Annotated in this window: 13 protein-coding genes; 2 read left to right on the top strand and 11 right to left on the bottom strand. The window is 71.1% G+C overall.

What is annotated here, in order from left to right; all coding sequences use genetic code 11:
• Nucleotides 1–49 precede the first annotated feature (49 nt).
• From ccsB to ACWEOH_RS06170, 5 genes are read right to left on the bottom strand one after another with little or no spacing between them, the layout of a single operon-like run.
• Complete coding sequence (gene ccsB / locus ACWEOH_RS06150; protein ID WP_452031864.1) at nucleotides 50–1,024, bottom strand: c-type cytochrome biogenesis protein CcsB; 975 nt, start codon at nucleotides 1,022–1,024, stop codon at nucleotides 50–52.
• Between the two features lie 51 nt (nucleotides 1,025–1,075).
• On the bottom strand, nucleotides 1,076–2,782 hold the full coding sequence (gene resB / locus ACWEOH_RS06155) for a cytochrome c biogenesis protein ResB (protein ID WP_452031866.1): 1,707 nt from the start codon (nucleotides 2,780–2,782) through the stop codon (nucleotides 1,076–1,078).
• Between the two features lie 10 nt (nucleotides 2,783–2,792).
• The gene (locus ACWEOH_RS06160) at nucleotides 2,793–3,548 is read right to left on the bottom strand and encodes a cytochrome c biogenesis CcdA family protein (protein ID WP_452029187.1); all 756 of its coding nucleotides are present in this window, start codon (nucleotides 3,546–3,548) and stop codon (nucleotides 2,793–2,795) included.
• 14 nt (nucleotides 3,549–3,562) lie between these two features.
• Nucleotides 3,563–4,189: a TlpA family protein disulfide reductase gene (locus ACWEOH_RS06165; protein WP_452029188.1), complete on the bottom strand. Its 627-nt coding sequence runs from the start codon at nucleotides 4,187–4,189 to the stop codon at nucleotides 3,563–3,565.
• The gene (locus ACWEOH_RS06170) at nucleotides 4,189–4,833 is read right to left on the bottom strand and encodes a histidine phosphatase family protein (protein ID WP_452029190.1); all 645 of its coding nucleotides are present in this window, start codon (nucleotides 4,831–4,833) and stop codon (nucleotides 4,189–4,191) included. Before ACWEOH_RS06170 ends, ACWEOH_RS06165 begins: the two co-directional genes overlap by 1 nt.
• Nucleotides 4,834–4,952: 119 nt before the next feature.
• Here ACWEOH_RS06170 and aspS point away from each other — a divergent pair, with 119 nt between their 5' ends.
• A complete protein-coding gene (aspS, locus tag ACWEOH_RS06175) occupies nucleotides 4,953–6,296 on the top strand; it encodes an aspartate--tRNA(Asn) ligase (RefSeq protein ID WP_452029192.1) in 1,344 nt (447 codons plus the stop codon).
• 82 nt (nucleotides 6,297–6,378) lie between these two features.
• Here aspS and ACWEOH_RS06180 read toward each other — a convergent pair whose 3' ends face one another.
• Nucleotides 6,379–7,296: an endonuclease domain-containing protein gene (locus ACWEOH_RS06180; protein ID WP_452029194.1), complete on the bottom strand. Its 918-nt coding sequence runs from the start codon at nucleotides 7,294–7,296 to the stop codon at nucleotides 6,379–6,381.
• A gap of 190 nt (nucleotides 7,297–7,486) precedes the next feature.
• On the opposite strand from ACWEOH_RS06180, the gene ACWEOH_RS06185 reads away from it, so the two are divergent.
• Nucleotides 7,487–8,413: a formylglycine-generating enzyme family protein gene (locus ACWEOH_RS06185; RefSeq protein WP_452029196.1), complete on the top strand. Its 927-nt coding sequence runs from the start codon at nucleotides 7,487–7,489 to the stop codon at nucleotides 8,411–8,413.
• A 95-nt stretch (nucleotides 8,414–8,508) separates the two neighbouring features.
• Here the strand turns inward: ACWEOH_RS06185 and ACWEOH_RS06190 are convergent, their stop codons facing one another.
• The 5 genes from ACWEOH_RS06190 to ACWEOH_RS06210 all read right to left on the bottom strand — a co-directional run bounded on the left by ACWEOH_RS06190 (nucleotide 8,509) and on the right by ACWEOH_RS06210 (nucleotide 16,222).
• Nucleotides 8,509–10,161: a SulP family inorganic anion transporter gene (locus tag ACWEOH_RS06190; RefSeq protein WP_452029198.1), complete on the bottom strand. Its 1,653-nt coding sequence runs from the start codon at nucleotides 10,159–10,161 to the stop codon at nucleotides 8,509–8,511.
• A 3-nt stretch (nucleotides 10,162–10,164) separates the two neighbouring features.
• Complete coding sequence (locus ACWEOH_RS06195) at nucleotides 10,165–11,091, bottom strand: HAD family hydrolase (protein ID WP_452029200.1); 927 nt, start codon at nucleotides 11,089–11,091, stop codon at nucleotides 10,165–10,167.
• Between the two features lie 11 nt (nucleotides 11,092–11,102).
• Nucleotides 11,103–13,448, bottom strand: a complete 2,346-nt coding sequence (locus tag ACWEOH_RS06200; RefSeq protein ID WP_452029202.1) for an arylsulfatase — start codon at nucleotides 13,446–13,448, stop codon at nucleotides 11,103–11,105.
• Between the two features lie 202 nt (nucleotides 13,449–13,650).
• The gene (locus ACWEOH_RS06205) at nucleotides 13,651–15,231 is read right to left on the bottom strand and encodes an FAD-dependent oxidoreductase (RefSeq protein WP_452029204.1); all 1,581 of its coding nucleotides are present in this window, start codon (nucleotides 15,229–15,231) and stop codon (nucleotides 13,651–13,653) included.
• 82 nt (nucleotides 15,232–15,313) lie between these two features.
• Nucleotides 15,314–16,222: an alpha/beta fold hydrolase gene (locus tag ACWEOH_RS06210; RefSeq protein ID WP_452029206.1), complete on the bottom strand. Its 909-nt coding sequence runs from the start codon at nucleotides 16,220–16,222 to the stop codon at nucleotides 15,314–15,316.
• Between the last annotated feature and the right edge of the window lie 25 nt (nucleotides 16,223–16,247).

Consider the following 16,247-nt stretch of genomic DNA (forward strand, 5'->3'; position numbering starts at 1 on the left):
GGCACTGCGACCGCGCGGTGCGGCGGTCACCGCCCGGCGGCCGCGGGGATCAGAGCCCCGAGTATGCGTGCAGGCCCTTGAAGAACAGGTTGACGATGGTGAAGTTGAACAGCACCGTCGAGAAGCCGATGATCGCGAGCCACGCCGACCGCGAGCCGCGCCAGCCGCGCGTCGCCCGGGCGTGGATGTACCCGGCGTAGACCACCCAGATGATGAACGTCCACACCTCCTTGGTGTCCCAGCCCCAGTACCGGCCCCAGGCCGCCTCGGCCCAGATCGCGCCGGCCATGAGCGTGAACGTCCAGAGGATGAACCCGATGATGATGACGCGGTAGGCGAGGTTCTCGAGCGTCGCCGAGTCGGGCAGCGTCGCGAGGAACGACTGCTTCACGGCCTTGCCGGATGCCGCGATCGACTCGCGGCGCGCCTGCATGAGCTGCACGACCGACAGCGCGAAGCCGAGCGCGAGGAAGCCGACCGACGAGGTCGCGACGAAGACGTGGATCACGAGCCACGCGGACTGCAGTGCGGGCGGCAGCGGCACGACGCTGACGTAGAAGTTCACCGTGGCGATGCCGAGGAGCACGAGCACGAGGCCCGTCACGAACGTGCCGAGGAAGCGCAGGTCGTGCTTCGACACGACGAGCACGAGCAGGTAGACGCTCGTGATGATGAGCGTGCCCGTGAGCGCGAACTCGTACATGTTCGCCCACGGCACGCGGCCGGCCGCGAGGCCTCGCGTGATGTCCGCCGCGAGGTGCAGCGCCCACGCGACGACGGTGAGGGCGACGCCGACCCGCAGCGACGGCGAGCGGCCATAGGCGACGGCGCCGTCCTGAGCCCATCGGGATGCCGCGCGCTTCGGCGGTGCGGCCACGATCGTGCCCCCGCCGGCTGCGTCGGCCGTGCGCTCGGATGCCTCGACGGAGGCGGCCTTGGCGTCATCGGCCGCCTTGGCGGCCACGGCCGAGCGACGCGCGAGGTCGATCGCGTACGCGATGAACGCGAGCGCGTACACGGCCATCGCCGAGTACACGAGGATGATGGAGATCTCGTCGAGCGTCACGTGACTACCTTACGTCGGGGGATTCGCGGGGTCATCGGGCGATTCCGCGGCCTTCCCCGCGTGCTTGTCGGCGAACGCGGCCACGGCGTCCTCGAGGCCGGGGTCCTCGCCGCGGGCCAGACCGGCGTACTCGAGCACGACCGTGCCGTCGGGCCGGCGGGCGGCCTTCACCCACATGCGCCGGCGCGGCACGAACAGCGAGAGCAGCAGTCCGCCGACGATGAGCACGGCGAAGACGAGCACCCAGCCCTGCGAGGGGTCGTTGTGGATGTCGAAGCTGGCGAAGCGCGAGACGCTGTGCGAGAAGTCGTCCTCCGCGGCATCCGGATCTGCGTTCTCGAAGGTGATGGAGCCGAGCCCGTTCGGCAGGTCGACGGTGTCGCCGGGCATCAGCTCGAGCGAGTCGACGCCGGTGCTGCCGCCCGTGAGCTGCTCCATGGTCGACGGGTCGAGCGTGTAGACCGAGGTGGGGGTGCCGCCGTCGATGCCGAGGTCGCCCTGGTACACGTTGAGCGTCAGCACGGGGTAGACGAGGTCGGGGTAGCTCGACGTGTAGGCGCCCGACGGGAGCGTCGTCTGCGTCGGGTAGAGGAACCCGACCATGCCGAGCTGGTCGGCGAGGCCGTCGGGCACCTTCACGACGCCGATCGAGGTGAGGTTCGCGTCCTGCGGCAGGAACGGCACCGAGTCGGTGAACACCACGTTCCCGTCGGGGTCGCGCACCGTGATCGTGGGCGCGTAGCCGTTGCCGAGCAGGTAGACGTCGGTGCCGTGCACGCGCAGCGGCTCGTTGACCTTGACGATGCCCTCCGCCGGCTCGCCGCCCTGCGCCTGCACGGTCACGCGCGCGGTGAAGTCGATCGGCTGCCCGATCGCCTCCTGGTTCCGCGTCTCGTAGACGGCGTCGAGCTCCTCGAGCGACAGGCGGTAGGGGTCGAGGCGCGTGTCGTCGAAGAAGCGCCCCGGGTTGAACGAGTCGTAGGCGGCGAGCGTGTTCACGAACGACTGGCCCTCGACCACGACGCGCTGGCCCGAGAACCCGAACCCGCCGCCGATGCCCACGGCCACGAGCACGCCGAGCAGCGCCGTGTGGAACACGAGGTTGCCGGTCTCGCGCAGGTAGCCGCGTTCGGCCGAGACGGATGCCTCGCCGCGCAGCTCGTAGCGCTCGACCCGGTAGCCCGCCTGCTTGAGCTGCGTCGCCGCGGCGGCGATCGCGGCATCCGTGTCGACGCCCGCCGGAAGGGATCTCTCGGTGTACCCCGCCAGCCGCTGCAGTCGCACCGGCGTGCGCGGCGGCCGCGCCCGGAGCGCGTCGAAGTGGTGCTTCGTGCGCGGGACGACGCAGCCGATGAGCGATACGAACAGCAGCAGGTACACCGCCGAGAACCACGCCGACGTGTAGACGTCGAACAGCTGGAACCCGTCGAGCACCGGCGCGAGGCCGGGGTTGTCGGCGAAGTACTGGGTGACGCCGTTCGGGTCGCTCGAGCGCTGCGGCACGAGCGATCCGGGCACCGCGGCGATCGCGAGCAGGAGCAGCAGGAGGAGCGCCGTGCGCATGCTCGTGAGCTGCCGCCAGGCGAAGCGCAGCCAGCCGACGAACCCGAGCTTCGGCTGCGCGATCGCGTCGCCCTGAGCCGGGCGAGGGCTCGCGGCATCCGTCGACCCGTCATCGCGCACGGGGGCGTCGATGTGGTCGTCGGGACGCGACAGCGCGTCGGGATCAGATCGCGGGGACAAAGCCGGTGATCACCGCCTGCAGTTCGTACATCCAGATGCTCCAGAGGCCCGACACCATGAGCAGGCCGATCGCGATGAGCAGCGAGCCGCCGATGATGTTGATCGTGCGGATGTGCCGACGGAGGAACGCGAGCGAGCCCGTGACCCAGCCGAAGCCGAGCGCCACGAGCAGGAACGGGATGCCGAGGCCCAGGCAGTAGGCGAGGCCGAGCAGTACCGCGCGGCCGGCCGACGCCGAGTCGGCGCTGAGCGTGAGCACGACCGCGAGGGTCGGGCCGATGCAGGGCGTCCAGCCGAGGCCGAACACGATGCCGAGCAGCGGGGCGCCCGCGAGCCCGGTCGCCGGGCGCCAGGACGGCTTGAACGTCCGCTGCAGGAACGTGAACTGGCCGATGAACACGAGCCCCATGAGGATGAGCACGACGCCGAGCACGCGCGTGATGGTCTCGCCGTACGCGTTGAACCACGCGCCGGCCACGCCCGCGAGCAGGTTGAACGTGACGAACACGAGCGTGAACCCGGCGATGAACAGCAGCACGCCGAGCACGAGTCGCCGACGGTAGCGCCGTTCCTCCGAGGGCTCGGCCGAGGCATCCGTGAACCCGCCGAGGTAGCCGAGGTAGCCCGGCACGAGCGGCAGCACGCACGGCGAGAGGAACGACACGACGCCCGCGGCGAGCGCGATCGGCACGGCCGCGAGCAGCTGCCCGTTCAGCACGATGTCGCCGACGCCTCCCACGCTCCCGTTGCCTCCTAGGCCTGCTCGGCGAGGAGGTCGTCGATGATCGACTCGAGGATCGACGCGTCCGTGAGCTGGCCGAGCACGCGAGCCGCGACGCGGCCCTGGCGGTCGAGCACGATCGTCGTCGGCACCGCCGCCGGCGGCACGTCACCCGCGAAGGCGAGCTGCGCGGTGCCCTCGTTCACGTCGAGGATCGACGGGTAGCTGACGCCGTAGGTCTGCTCGAAGGATGCCGCGGTGCCGGCCTGGTCGCGCACGTTGACGCCCACGAAGGCGACGCCCGGGTTGTCGATGGCCGCCTCGCCCTCGTCGCCGACGCCGACGCCGAACGACTGCGAGACCTCCTCGAGGATCGGCGCCTCGACGCGGCATGGGGCGCAGCCCGCGTACCAGAAGTTCACGACCGTGACGCCGCCGAGCGTGTCGGCGGAGTCGAACGTGGCGCCGTCGACGGTCTCCCCCGAGAACTCGATGGGCTCGCCGCGCTGCGACGCGTCGAACTCCGAGATCGTGCCGTCCCCGGCGATGTAGTTCTTGCCGCTGCCCTCGCGGTACTGGTCGGCGAGCGGGTCGCTCGCGCAGCCCGCGAGCAGCAGGGCGGATGCCGCGGCGAGCGCGACGATCGCGGAGCGCTTCATCACACCGCCCCCACGTCGGTCGCATTGGCGGACAGCCCGGCAGCCGGATCGCGGTATCCCACCTCGACGAACCGCTCGCCACGGCGCTCGTACGTCGTGATGCTCGACAGCGCACAGCGGCGACGGCGCGGGTCGTGCGCGAGCGACTTGCCCGTGACGCTGCGGTGCACCATCCAGATCGGCAGCTGGTGACTGACGATGACCGCGTCACCGCCATCGGTCGCGTTCCAGGCGTCGTCCATGGCGAGCAGCATGCGACGGGCGATCGAGCCGAACGGCTCTCCCCAGCTGGGCTCCCACGGATTGACGAGGAACACCCAGTTGCGCACATCGCGCAACGCGCCGTCCCGCCCGCTCATGCGCTTGCCCTCGAAGCGGTTCTCGGGCTCGATGACCCGGTCGTCGAGCGCGGTCTCGAGGCCGAACACCCGTGCGATGGGCTCCGCGGACTGCTGCGTGCGCTGGAGCGGCGACGAGACGAGCGTCGTCACGGGCCGCGACCGGGAGAGCAGGTCGTCGGCGGCGAACTGCGCCATCTCATGCCCGAGGCTGGACAGGCCGTAGCCCGGGAGTCGGCCGTAGAGCACGCCCTGGGGGTTGAACACCTCGCCATGGCGCACGAGATGGATCTGCTCGGCCGGCACGGACTCCAGTCTAGAGAGCGGTTCCCTTTGAATCCGCCGAGGGTCCGCGCCGGTGGTGGAGGAGCCTCGGAGCGGCTGCTCCTCAACCGCGGATGCGCTCGACGGTAGGATGGGTGCCCGTGACTTCCCGCACCCTCATCAAGAACCTCGCCGCGCTCCCCGACGGCCCCGTCTCCGTCGCCGGATGGGTCGACACCGTGCGCGACCAGAAGAAGGTGCAGTTCGTCATCCTGCGCGACGAGACCGGTGCGGTGCAGCTGGTGAACCCGGCGGTGCGCGAGCTCGACCCCGAGGGCGTCAGCGTCGGCGCGGCCGAGGCGCTCGCCCTCACCGAGTCCATCTCGGGCCTCTCGCACGGCACGTTCGTGCGCGTCACCGGCGAGCTCAAGCACGACGAGCGCGTGAAGCTCGGCGGGCTCGAGGTGAAGATCGGCGACCTCGAGGTCGTCACGGCGGCCCTCGAGATCCCCATCGCGGCGGACTCGGGCCTCGACAAGCGCATGGACTGGCGATTCCTCGACCTGCGCCACCCGAAGCAGAACCTCATCTTCCGCATCCAGACCACGTTCCTGCACGCGCTGCGCACGTACTGGGTCGAGCACGAGTTCGTCGAGGTCCAGACGCCGAAGCTCATGGCCTCGCCGTCCGAGTCGCGCGCCGAGCTCTTCCAGCTCGAGTACTTCGACACCACGGCCTACCTCGCGCAGAGCCCGCAGCACTTCAAGCAGATGGCGCAGTCCGCGGGCTTCGGCAAGATCTTCGAGGTCGGCCCCGCGTTCCGCGCCGACCCGTCGTTCACGTCGCGCCACGCCACGGAGTTCACGTCGATCGACACCGAGGTCAGCTGGATCGACTCGCACGAGGACGTCATGCGGCTCCACGAGGAGCTCATGGTCGCGGGCTTCACCGCGGTCGTCGAGAAGCACGGCGCCGAGGTCGCCGAGCTGTTCGGCATCGAGCTCACCGTGCCGACGACGCCGTTCCCGCGCATCCCGCTCGCCGAGGCGAAGCAGATCGTGGCCGACCACGGCTACGTGGTTCCGCGTGCCGACGCCGACATGGACCCCGAGGGCGAGCGCCGCATCTCGCAGTACGTCAAGGAGATGTACGGGCACGACTTCGTGTTCCTCACCGACTACGCGTCGACGATCCGGCCGTTCTACCACATGCGCCACGAGGACGACCCGTCGCTGACCAAGTCGTACGACCTCATCTACAACGGCACCGAGATCTCCACGGGCGCGCAGCGCGAGCACCGCATCGACGTGCTCGTCGCGCAGGCCGAGTCGATGGGCCTCGACCCCGAGGAGCTCGGCACGTACCTCGAGTTCTTCAAGTACGGCGTGCCCCCGCACGGCGGCTTCGGCATGGGCCTCGCCCGCGTGCTGATGCTCATGCTCGGCGAGGGCTCGATCCGCGAGACCACGTACCTCTTCCGCGGCCCGACCCGCCTGCTCCCGTAGTCCAGCCCGGGTCGCCGGCCGCTCCAGCCTCGGTGAGATGACGCGATCCGCCCTGCCCGCCTGAGCAGAAGGGCGGATCGCGTCACTTCGAGCCGGGGACCCAGCCCGCGGCGATGAGCGCCTCGCGAAGGCGCTCGAGCCGTGCGGTGCGCCGGATGCCGCGGTGCGAGCGATTGAAGCGCACGACGCGCCATCCCGCGCGGGCCAGGTCGTCGAGCCGGTCGACGTCCCGCGCATACTGCGCGTCGTCCAGGCGATGCTGCTCGCCGTCGTACTCGACGAGGACGCGGCACTCGGGATAGACGAGATCTCCGATCGCGATGCGTCGACCCCGATGGTCGAAGACGTCGAGGTTCACCTGGGGTTCGGGGAGCCCGTGGGCGACGATGTCGAGGCGCAGTTCGGACTCGGCAGGCGAATCGGTGCGAGGTCGGACCCGGCCCATCGCCTCGACGAGCGCCCGATGCCCGCGACGTCCGGCGCGTCGAGCGACCGCGGATCGCAGCTCGTCCACGTTCGCGATCGGGCGGCTCCGCCGCATGAGTGTGTCGCCGACGATGACGAGCTCGCGCACGGACAGCTCGGAGGCGAGCTGGCACCAGGCGTCCACCGCCGAGACGGCTCGGAGTCCATGGATAGTGGCGAGCCGCACATCGCCCTCCCGCACCCGATGTCCTCGCACGCCGCTTGCTCGCGGGAGTCCGTTCGGGACGAAGGCGCCGACGTCGAGGCGCCCGTCGACCGGCGGGCGAACCGGCAAACCGTGGAGGATCGCTGCCGTACGGTGCGTGAAGATCTCGCACGACCGCATCCGCTGCGCGTACGCGACAGCGCGGTCAGGAACGGTCGTGCCCTGCCTCGCGGGCATGCGCACGCCGCTGAACGGGATCTCGAGATCCGCAGACCGGAGCCGCTTCTCGGAGACGCCGAGCCGGGTCGCCCGCGCGAGGCTGAACGGGACTCCGGCGAGCTCGTCGGGAAGCGGGATTCGGCGAGGCACCTCCGCAGTCTCGCCGCCCGTCTCCCACTCCCGCGGTGTTCCGCTTCACGCGTGCCCGTCCACCCATTCCCCATCCCGGTGGAGGACGGGTCGCGAGGTGACGCGATCCGCCCCGTCGTGCGATCGGGATGGGCGCATCGCGTCATCTCGCGCGAGCGGAAGGCCGGCGAACCGCGCGTAGGCTCGAAGGATGGTCGACCTCACCCCGACGGTCCGCATCGAGGGCGGCACGTTCCGCATGGGCTCCGCGGAGTTCTACCCCGACGAGACGCCCGTGCACGAGCGCACCGTCGCCGCGTTCGAGCTCGACCTGCACCCGGTGACGAACGAGCAGTTCGCGGCGTTCGTCGAGGCGTCGGGCTATGTCACGGTCGCCGAGCGCCCGCTCGATCCGGCGGACTTCCCCGGGTACGACCCGGCCGGCCTGGTGCCGGGCGCGCTCGTGTTCACGCCGACGCCCGGCCCGGTCGACCTGCGCGAGTGGCGGCAGTGGTGGCGCTGGGGCGAGGGCGCGAGCTGGCGGCATCCGCTCGGCCCCGACGGCCTCGACGCCCTCGAGGAGCGACCCGCCCACCCGGTGGTGCAGGTCAGCTTCGAGGATGCCTCGGCCTACGCCGCGTGGGCGGGTCGGCGCCTGCCCACCGAGGCCGAGTTCGAGTTCGCGGCCCGCGGCGGCCTCGACGGCGCGCGGTTCGCGTGGGGGGACGAGGAGTTCCCCGACGGGAAGCTCATGGTGAACCGCTGGCAGGGCTCCTTCCCGTACCGCAACACGGGCGCCGCCGGCTGGGTCGGCACGTCGCCCGTGATGACGTTCCCGGCGAACGGCTACGGCCTCTACGACGTGACCGGCAACGTCTGGGAGTGGACGACCGACTACTACGCGCCCCGCCACGAGGTGCCCGGCCAGTCGCCGGTCGACGCCGGGGCCCGCGAGAACCTCCTCGCCGCGGCATCCGCCGAGCCGGGGTCGCGCATTCCGCGCCGGGTGCTCAAGGGCGGATCGCACCTCTGCTCGCCCGACTACTGCCTGCGCTATCGCCCGTCGGCCCGCTCCCCGCAGGCCGACGACACCGCGACGACGCACATCGGCTTCCGCTGCGCGCGCGACGTCGCCTGAGCTGCGCGGACGCCGACCGAGCTGCGCGCACGACGCCGACTGTCCCGGCGACGTCCCACGGAGCCGCCCCGAGCACCGGCGACTCCCCGCCCACCTCAGTCCGCCGGATGCCGCGCTGCGACCGCGTCGGCGAGCGTCGGGTATACCCGCCCGGCCGCTTCCAGCCCGTGGAACCAGCTCCCCCGGCGTGCCACCGCAGCGCCCGACTCGGGGACCGCCGCGAGCCGCAGCTCGACGCCGTGCCCAGCGAGGTCGCGATCGAGGTCGGCGAGCGTGTCGAGCACGGTGATCGACGTCACGCCCATGCGGGTGAGCTCGACCGCCACCGCACGCACGCCCCCGTCGCCGCGCGACCGCACCGCGTCGAGCACCGCGTTCTCGTACGCCAGCGCGTTCGCGGTGTAGAGCGGGCCGAGCAGCCGGATCGGCAGCACTCCGTCGGCGGGCTCGTCCACCTCGACCCGGAGCCGGTCGAGCTCGCGCAGCACGACGCCGAGCGTCGCGACGATGCCGACGGCGACGGCGAGCAGCAGCCCGGCCGTGAGGCCGACCGCGGCGGTGACGACCGCGATCCAGAAGTCGTTCCGGCTGATGCGCCAGAACCGCACGAGCGACGCGATGTCGACGAGCCCGACGACCGCGACGAACACGAGCGCCGCGAGCGTCGCCTGCGGCAGGAGGCTCAGCACCGGCGCGAGGAACAGCGCGACGAGCACCGCCAGCACGACGGTCACGATCGAGGCGAGCTGCGTGCGCGCGCCAGCGCCCTGGTTCACCGCGCTCTGCGAGAAGCCGCCCGCGGCGGGCAGCACCTGGAAGAACGAGCCGACCGTGTTCGCGGCACCGGTCGCGAGCAGCTCCTGGTTGCTGTCGACCTGTGGTTCGCCGGGTTTGCGGATGCCCCGTGCCACCGCCGCGGACTCGAGGAACGCCATGATCGCGATCGCGATCGCACCGGGCAGGAGCGCTCCGAGGTTCGCGAACGACGGCAGCTCGGGAGCGGGGAACCCCTGCGGCACGGGATCGATGAGCTCGACGCCCGCGTCACCGAGCCCTGAGAACGCCACGAGCAGGATGCCGCCCGCGACGACCACGAGCGGGCCCGGCACCCGCGGCAGGAATCGCTTCAGCAGGAGCAGCACCGCGATCGACCCGGCCGACAGCGCGATCGTGGCGGGGTTCGCGCCGGGGACGGCCTCGAACACGGCGACCACCGAGCGGATGAACCCGTGCGTGCTGAGGTCGTCGGTCTCGCCGAGCAGCTTCGGCAGCTGCCCCACCGCGACGGTGGCGCCGACGCCCACCTGGATGCCGACGAGCGTCGCCTTCGAGATGTTCTCGACGAGCGACCCGAGCCGCACCACGCGCGCCACGAGCAGGATCACGCCGACGAGCAGCGTGAGCGCCATGAGGTCGGGCACCGGGTCGTCGGACCCGGCGGCGACCCCGGCGGACACCAGCGTCGTGCCGCTCAGGGTCGCGATCGTCGACGTCGTCGAGACGCTCATCGCGCGCGAGCCGCCGAGCATGGCGTAGACGAGCATGGGCACCATGCAGGTGTAGAGGCCGAGCTGCACGGGCAGGTTCGCGATCGTCGCGTACGCCATCGCCTGCGGGATCACCACAGCGCCCGCCGAGAGCCCGGCGAGCACGTCGGGCCCGAGCCAGCCGAGCCGGTACCCCGCGAGGGTCGGGAACAGGCGGAACCGGCGCGGCGCGGCGACCGCCGGGACCTCGGCGCGCGGCATCCGCTACGCCTCGGGGAAGACGGTCGACCAGTCGCGCTTGACGCTCACGACGGTGAAGCCGTGGTCGGATGCCGCGGCGAGCGCCTGCTCGGCCCCCTTGTCGTAGGGGGCGTCGCCGCGTCCGCCGTCGTCGTCGTGGTGGATGAGCAGCGACAGCGAGCGCGGATGCCCCTGCACGTAGCGCAGCATCGGCACATCGCCGTTGGAGTTGCCCGCGGCCAGCAGCGGACGACGCCCGATGCGGCTCCAGATGCGGATGGGCTTCTCGGGGCCGTCGTCCATGAAGTCGAATGTCGAGCCGTAGCGCACCGCGGTCGCGTCGTCGTCGTAGGTCAGTCCGACGGCCGACCCGACGACACGCTCGGGCGGGATGCCGTAGTACTCGACGGTCATGGGCCGCATGAAGTCGCGGTCGCCGCCCGACACGATGTAGCACGCGAATCCGTGCGCCTCGAGGAAGCGCAGGAGCTCGATCATCGGCTGGTAGATCGCGAACCGGTAGGGCCGGTGCAGCGTGAGGTGCTCGGCGTCGCGGTAGAACGCGGCGACCTGCGCCTCGTAGTCGTCGACGCTCTCCCCCGCCGTCGACGCGAGGATCGCACCAACCATCGCGTGCAGGTCGGAGTCGTCGCCCGCGTAGTGCTTGTCGATCGCCCCGCCGAGCCACGCGAGGTCGCCCGTGGCGGCGGCCCGGTAGGGCTGCCGGTCGGCCAGAGACGGGTCGGCGTCCACGGCCGCCTTCCACTGCTGCACGATGAAGTGCAGCTGCGTCGGCATGGGCTTCTCGGTCCAGAGCGTGCCGTCGTTGTCGAAGACGGCGACGCGTTCGGACTCGGGCACGGCGTCGGGGCCCGACGAGACCGACGCCGCGAACGCGATGATCGCGTCGCGCGTCGGCCCGTCGGACCACGACGGGAGCGTGCGGGGCACCCGATGCCCCGTCAGTCCCTGGCCATGGCCGCGGCGAGGTGCGCCTCGAGGTCGACGTAGGCGTCGTCGGCGATGTCGAAGACGACCTTGCGGATCTCGCCGTTCACGAACGGGAAGTTCGATCCGGCGTAGTCGGCCGCGACCGCGTCGGCCGAGTCGTAGCCGATGCAGAGGCCCTCGCCGCAGAGCGAGAAGTGCCCGAGCACCGTGCGGATCTCGGTCTCGGCGACCTGCTGGTCGTCGACGTACAGCCGCAGCGGACCGACGCCCTCGCGGTACTCCCCCGTCTTCTCCTTCGTGAAGTCGACGCCGATGACGTGCGACCCCGAGGTCGGCGCCGGCGCCGCGACGCGGTAGATCGGCGGGATGCCGAGGAAGTTGTACACGTAGACGACCTGCCCGTCCTTGATGAACAGCGAATGCCCTCCGAACCGGGAGCCCTGGGCGAAGATCACGCCCTCGGACTGCCGCGTGAGGTCGACCTCGGCGAGCACCTTGAACGACACGCCGTGCGTGTTCGCCGCGGAGCGCTCGGGCACCTCGGACGTGCCCGGGTAGTAGGTGTACTGGCCCGAAGGCGGCACCGGCACGTGGAACTCCATCGTGATGAAGGTCTCGAAGTCCTTCGGGTTGCCGATGATCTGGAGGTCGTTGAGCGGCAGCACGAGATTGCGCTTCGCCTCCTCCATCCACAGCGCCTTCAGCTCCTCGACCTTGTCGGGGTGCTCCCCCGCGAGGTCGTTCGCCTCAGACCGGTCGACGTCGGTGTGGAAGAGCTGCCACACGTCATCGTCGAACCGGCCGCGGCCGCTCACCGGTCCGTGCTCCGTGACGGCCTTCCAGCCCTCGTGCCAGATGCCGCGATTGCCGAACATCTCGTAGTACTGGGTCTCCTTCTGCGTCGCCCCGTCGGTGTCGGCGTCGAAGGAGTACCGCATCGAGACGCCGTCGAGCGGACGCTGGGTCACCCCGTTGTACGCGTCGGGCAGCGAGACGCCGCACGCATCGAGGATCGTCGCGACGATGTCGGTCGAGTGGTGGTACTGGTTGCGGATCTCGCCGCGCGCCTGCATGCCGGCCGGCCACGAGATGACGAGCGGGTCGCAGACGCCGCCCTGGTACACGTACCGCTTGAACATCCGGTACGGCGTCGAGAACGCGGCAGCCCATCCCGTCGGGTAGTGGTTGTAGGTGTCGGGGCTGCCGAGCTTGTCGACGAGCCGCAGGTTGTCCTCGAGCGAGTCGGGGTAGCCGCCGAAGACCTTGCCCTCGTTGACCGAGCCGTTCGGGCTGCCTTCACCGGATGCCCCATTGTCGGCCGCGTAGATGACGAGCGTGTTCTCCAGCTGGCCCGACTCCTCGAGGTAGTCGATGATGCGGCCCACCTGCGCGTCGGTGTACTCGGAGAATCCGGCGTACACCTCCGCCATGCGGGAGAACATCGCCTTCTCCTCGTCGCCGAGCTCGGCCCACGGGCGCACGAGGTCGGTCTCGGAGAACGTGCCCTCTGGCATCGGGTTGAGCGGCGTGAGCTCGGTGCCCTCGGGCAGGATCCCCTTCTCGATCATGCGCGCGAGCACCCACTCGCGGTAGGCCTCGTAGCCGTCGTCGAACTGGCCCTTGTACTTGTCGATGTACTCCTGCGGCGCGTGATGCGGCGCGTGGTTCGCGCCCGGGCAGAACCAGAGGTACCAGGGCTTGTCGGGCTCGGTCTGCTTCACGTCGCGGATCATCTTCAGCGCCTGGTCGGCGAGGTCCTTCGAGAGGTGGTAGCCCTCCTCGGGCGTGTACGGCTGCTCGATGTAGTGGTTGTCCTCGGCGAGCGACGGGTACCAGTTGTTCGTCTCGCCGCCGACGAATCCATAGAAGCGGTCGAAGCCCTGCGCGAGCGGCCAGTTCTTCTTCGAGGCGCCCGCGGTCCACTCGTCGATCGGCACGTTGTGGTTCTTGCCGACCCAGAACGTCGCCCAGCCGGCGTCGCGCAGCAGGTGCGCCATCGGCACGTTCTCGGGCGGGATGTGCGAGTTGTACCCGGGGAACCCGGTCGACGACTCCGAGATGGTCGCGAACCCGTTCGCGTGGTGGTTGCGTCCCGTGAGGAACGTCGACCTCGTGGGCGAGCACAACGCCGTCGTGTGCCACTGCGTGTACGTCAGGCCGTCCTTCGCGAGCCGCTCCATCGTCGGCATCTGGATGCGCCCCCCGTACGGCGACCAGGCCGCCTGCCCGGTGTCGTCGTAGAGCACGACGAGCACGTTCGGCGCGCCCTTCGGCGCCGGCTCCGGCAGGAACGCGTCCCAATCGCCCACCGAGTCCCGTACGTCGAGCTTGATGGTCCCCTTGAATTCCTTCGCCACGATGCGTACCCCTTCCCCCAGACCGACCGCCGAGGGGTTCGGCGGTCGTGCCTTCACGTTGCCACGCGGCATCCGTCGAGGCAAGGAACAAGCTCCGAGCGAACCTCACCTCCCGGTGGTCGAGGAGCGCCGCGCGCAGCACCCCGGTCGTCGAGTAGCGCCGGCGAAGCCGACGCGTATCGAGACGCGTCCCCGCCACTCCTCACGCGTCGGGCATGCTCCGACCCTTGGCCCCAGCCCTTCGCGGCATCCGCGGCTCCTCGGGCAGGTCATGCACCGCGGGCCCTTCGATGCGCACTCCGGATGCCTCGAACCGCGAGCCGTGCAGCGGGCAGTCCCAGGTGCATTCCGCGTCGTTCCACTGCAGCACCCCGCCGAGGTGCGTGCACACCGCGCGGACCGCGACCGTGCGACCGTCGACCGTCGAGATCCCGTGCGGCACCCCGCCGCGCGTGACGACGACGCCCTGACCCTCGGACGGACGCTGCGCAGGCGCCCGCCGACCCTCGGCCTCCGCCCAGCCCACCGCGATCCACTTGCCCACGCGCGACCCCTCCGCGACGCCGCGCCCGAGGTCCGACGGCATCGTCGTGCGCGAGCCGATCACGCGGATCCACGGGCGGCGCTCCCGCCATGGCACGCCGAGGATCTCCTCGCTGATGCGGATCCCGGCCGCGGCGCCGTTCGTGAGCCCCCACTTCGCGTACCCGGTCGCGATCCAGACCCGGCCGGAGCCGCGCGGCATCCGACCGACGAAGGGGACGAGGTTCGCCGAGTGGTAGTCCTGCGCGGCCCAGCGGTGGGTGAGCTCCGCTCCGGGGAAGTGCCGGCTGGTCCAGTCGACGAGGTCCTGCACCTTCGCCTCGGTCGAGGGCACGCGGCCGGGCGCGTGGTGGTTGCCGCCGACCATGAGCAGGGGCGGCGCATCGGCGTCGAGGTCTGGCGCGGTGCGCAGCGACCGGGTCTCGCCGTCGACCGAGATGAACAGACCCTCGGGCAGCGGTCCCTCGACGCGGTAGGTCGTGAGGTACGAGCGCGACGGGCGCACCTTCGCGAAGTACAACCCGCGATTGAGCACCGGATGCCCCGTGGCGATCACCGCGGCATCCGCTCGCACCACGCCGTTCGGCGTGTGCAGCTCGACCGGCCGCCCGGCGTGCACGCCCTGCACGCGCATGTCCTCGAGCAGCACGCCGCCCGCGGCGACGAAGGCGCGCGCCATCGCGACCAGCAGCCGGTACGGATCGAGCCCGAGCTGCGCGGGCAGCGCGACGCCGCCCGCGAACGGGAAGGGCAGCGGCATCCGCTCGACGCGCTCGACCGGCAGGCCGGCCTCCGTCGCTGCGACGAACTCGCGGTCGATCGTGCGGAGCCCGTCGTCGGAGGTGGCGAAGCTGTACGCCGTCTCCTCGGTGTACGGCACGCCGTGATGCTGTGCGAAGTCGACGATGAGGGCCTGGCCGTCGAGGTTCGCCTCGACGTACGCGCGCGCCAGCCGAGCGGGATGCACCGCGCGGAGCCGCTGCAGCATCGCGCCCTGGAGCACGCTCGCCTTGCCCGTGTTGAGGCCCGACGCGAGCGCGCCGACGTCCCGCGCCTCGAGCACCACGACCTGCATGCCGGCGTCGACGAGCGTGAGCGCGGTCGACAACCCGGTGATGCCGGCGCCGACGACGGCGACGTCGAACCGCTCCCCCGGCGACACGGCGCCCTCGTACCGGGCGGTGGGTGCGGCGTCGCCGTTCGCGGCGGCCGCTGCGAGGTCCCTCCAGAGCGAGGCCATGCGCCCAGTCAACGCCCGGTGCCGTGCACCGGCAAGGGTTTGACGGGCGCGGATGCCGCGACTACGCGCCCGCGTCGTCGCCTCAGTCGGTTCGGCGGATCCAGTCGAGCGCGAGCTCCGCGACGGTGTCTGGCGCGTCGTCGGGGACGAGCTTCCCCGCGCCGTCGACGAAGGCGAGTTCCATGCGGTCGGCGAAGCGTTCGGGGTGGGCGCAGACACGGCGGATGAGCGACTCGTCGAACCTCGTGTCGAGCCGGCCGAATGCCACGAGCGTCGGGACGGTCAGGCGCATCCGCCGGTAGACGCCCCGGCTGAGCCGCATCGACTCCGGGAGCACCATGCCGCGGTAGAGGTGGCGTACCGCCTGGTCGATCTCGGTTCGTCGCATGGGCGCGAGGTGCGCGGCGATGGTCGCATCCGGCAGGACCTCCGCGTTGTACGGCCCCGTGAACACGCGGCGAAGCGAGCTTCCCGGGCGATGCCAGATCAGCGACGGCAGGTGCCGGAACGCCGGGACGAGCCTCGGGCTGAACGACATGAAGACGGGCGGCATCGAGAACTGCACCGCCCGCCGCACGCGTTCGGGATGGGTGTAGGCGAGCTGCGTCGCCGTGACCGCCCCCATGTCGTGGCTGACGACGTGTGCGCGTTCGATGCCGAGGGCCTCGAAGACGGCGAGCAGATCGTGCAGTCGCGTCTCGCGCTCGATGCCGGGGTCGTCGGCTTCGGTCCATCCGGCCCCGCGGAGATCGGGGCAGATCACGCGGTAGCCCTGCTCGGCGATCCGCGGTGCGACCCGATGCCACTGCCACCAGTGCTGCGGGAAGCCGTGCAGCATGACGACGGGTTCACCGGCGCCAATCGTCGCGACGTGGGTGCGCAGGCCCGGCGTCTCGACGACGAGGTGGTCGAAGCCGGGCGCACCGGGCAGCGACGGCGCCCAGTCGGTGGTCTCGGCGGTGGACACGAGGTGGGGTTCCTGGGCACGCATGACGACTCCTTCGTCGCGCCAGCTC

It is taken from the genome of Agromyces sp. NPDC004153, assembly GCF_053603635.1.

Coding starts and splice junctions, on each gene's coding strand:
- ACWEOH_RS06185 (WP_452029196.1), top strand. CDS start 7,487: ATGGTCGACCTCACCCCGACGGTCCGCATCGAGGGCGGCACGTTCCGC.
- ccsB (WP_452031864.1), bottom strand. CDS start 1,024: ATGGCCGTGTACGCGCTCGCGTTCATCGCGTACGCGATCGACCTCGCG.
- ACWEOH_RS06210 (WP_452029206.1), bottom strand. CDS start 16,222: ATGCGTGCCCAGGAACCCCACCTCGTGTCCACCGCCGAGACCACCGAC.
- ACWEOH_RS06190 (WP_452029198.1), bottom strand. CDS start 10,161: ATGCCGCGCGCCGAGGTCCCGGCGGTCGCCGCGCCGCGCCGGTTCCGC.
- ACWEOH_RS06205 (WP_452029204.1), bottom strand. CDS start 15,231: ATGGCCTCGCTCTGGAGGGACCTCGCAGCGGCCGCCGCGAACGGCGAC.
- ACWEOH_RS06165 (WP_452029188.1), bottom strand. CDS start 4,189: ATGAAGCGCTCCGCGATCGTCGCGCTCGCCGCGGCATCCGCCCTGCTG.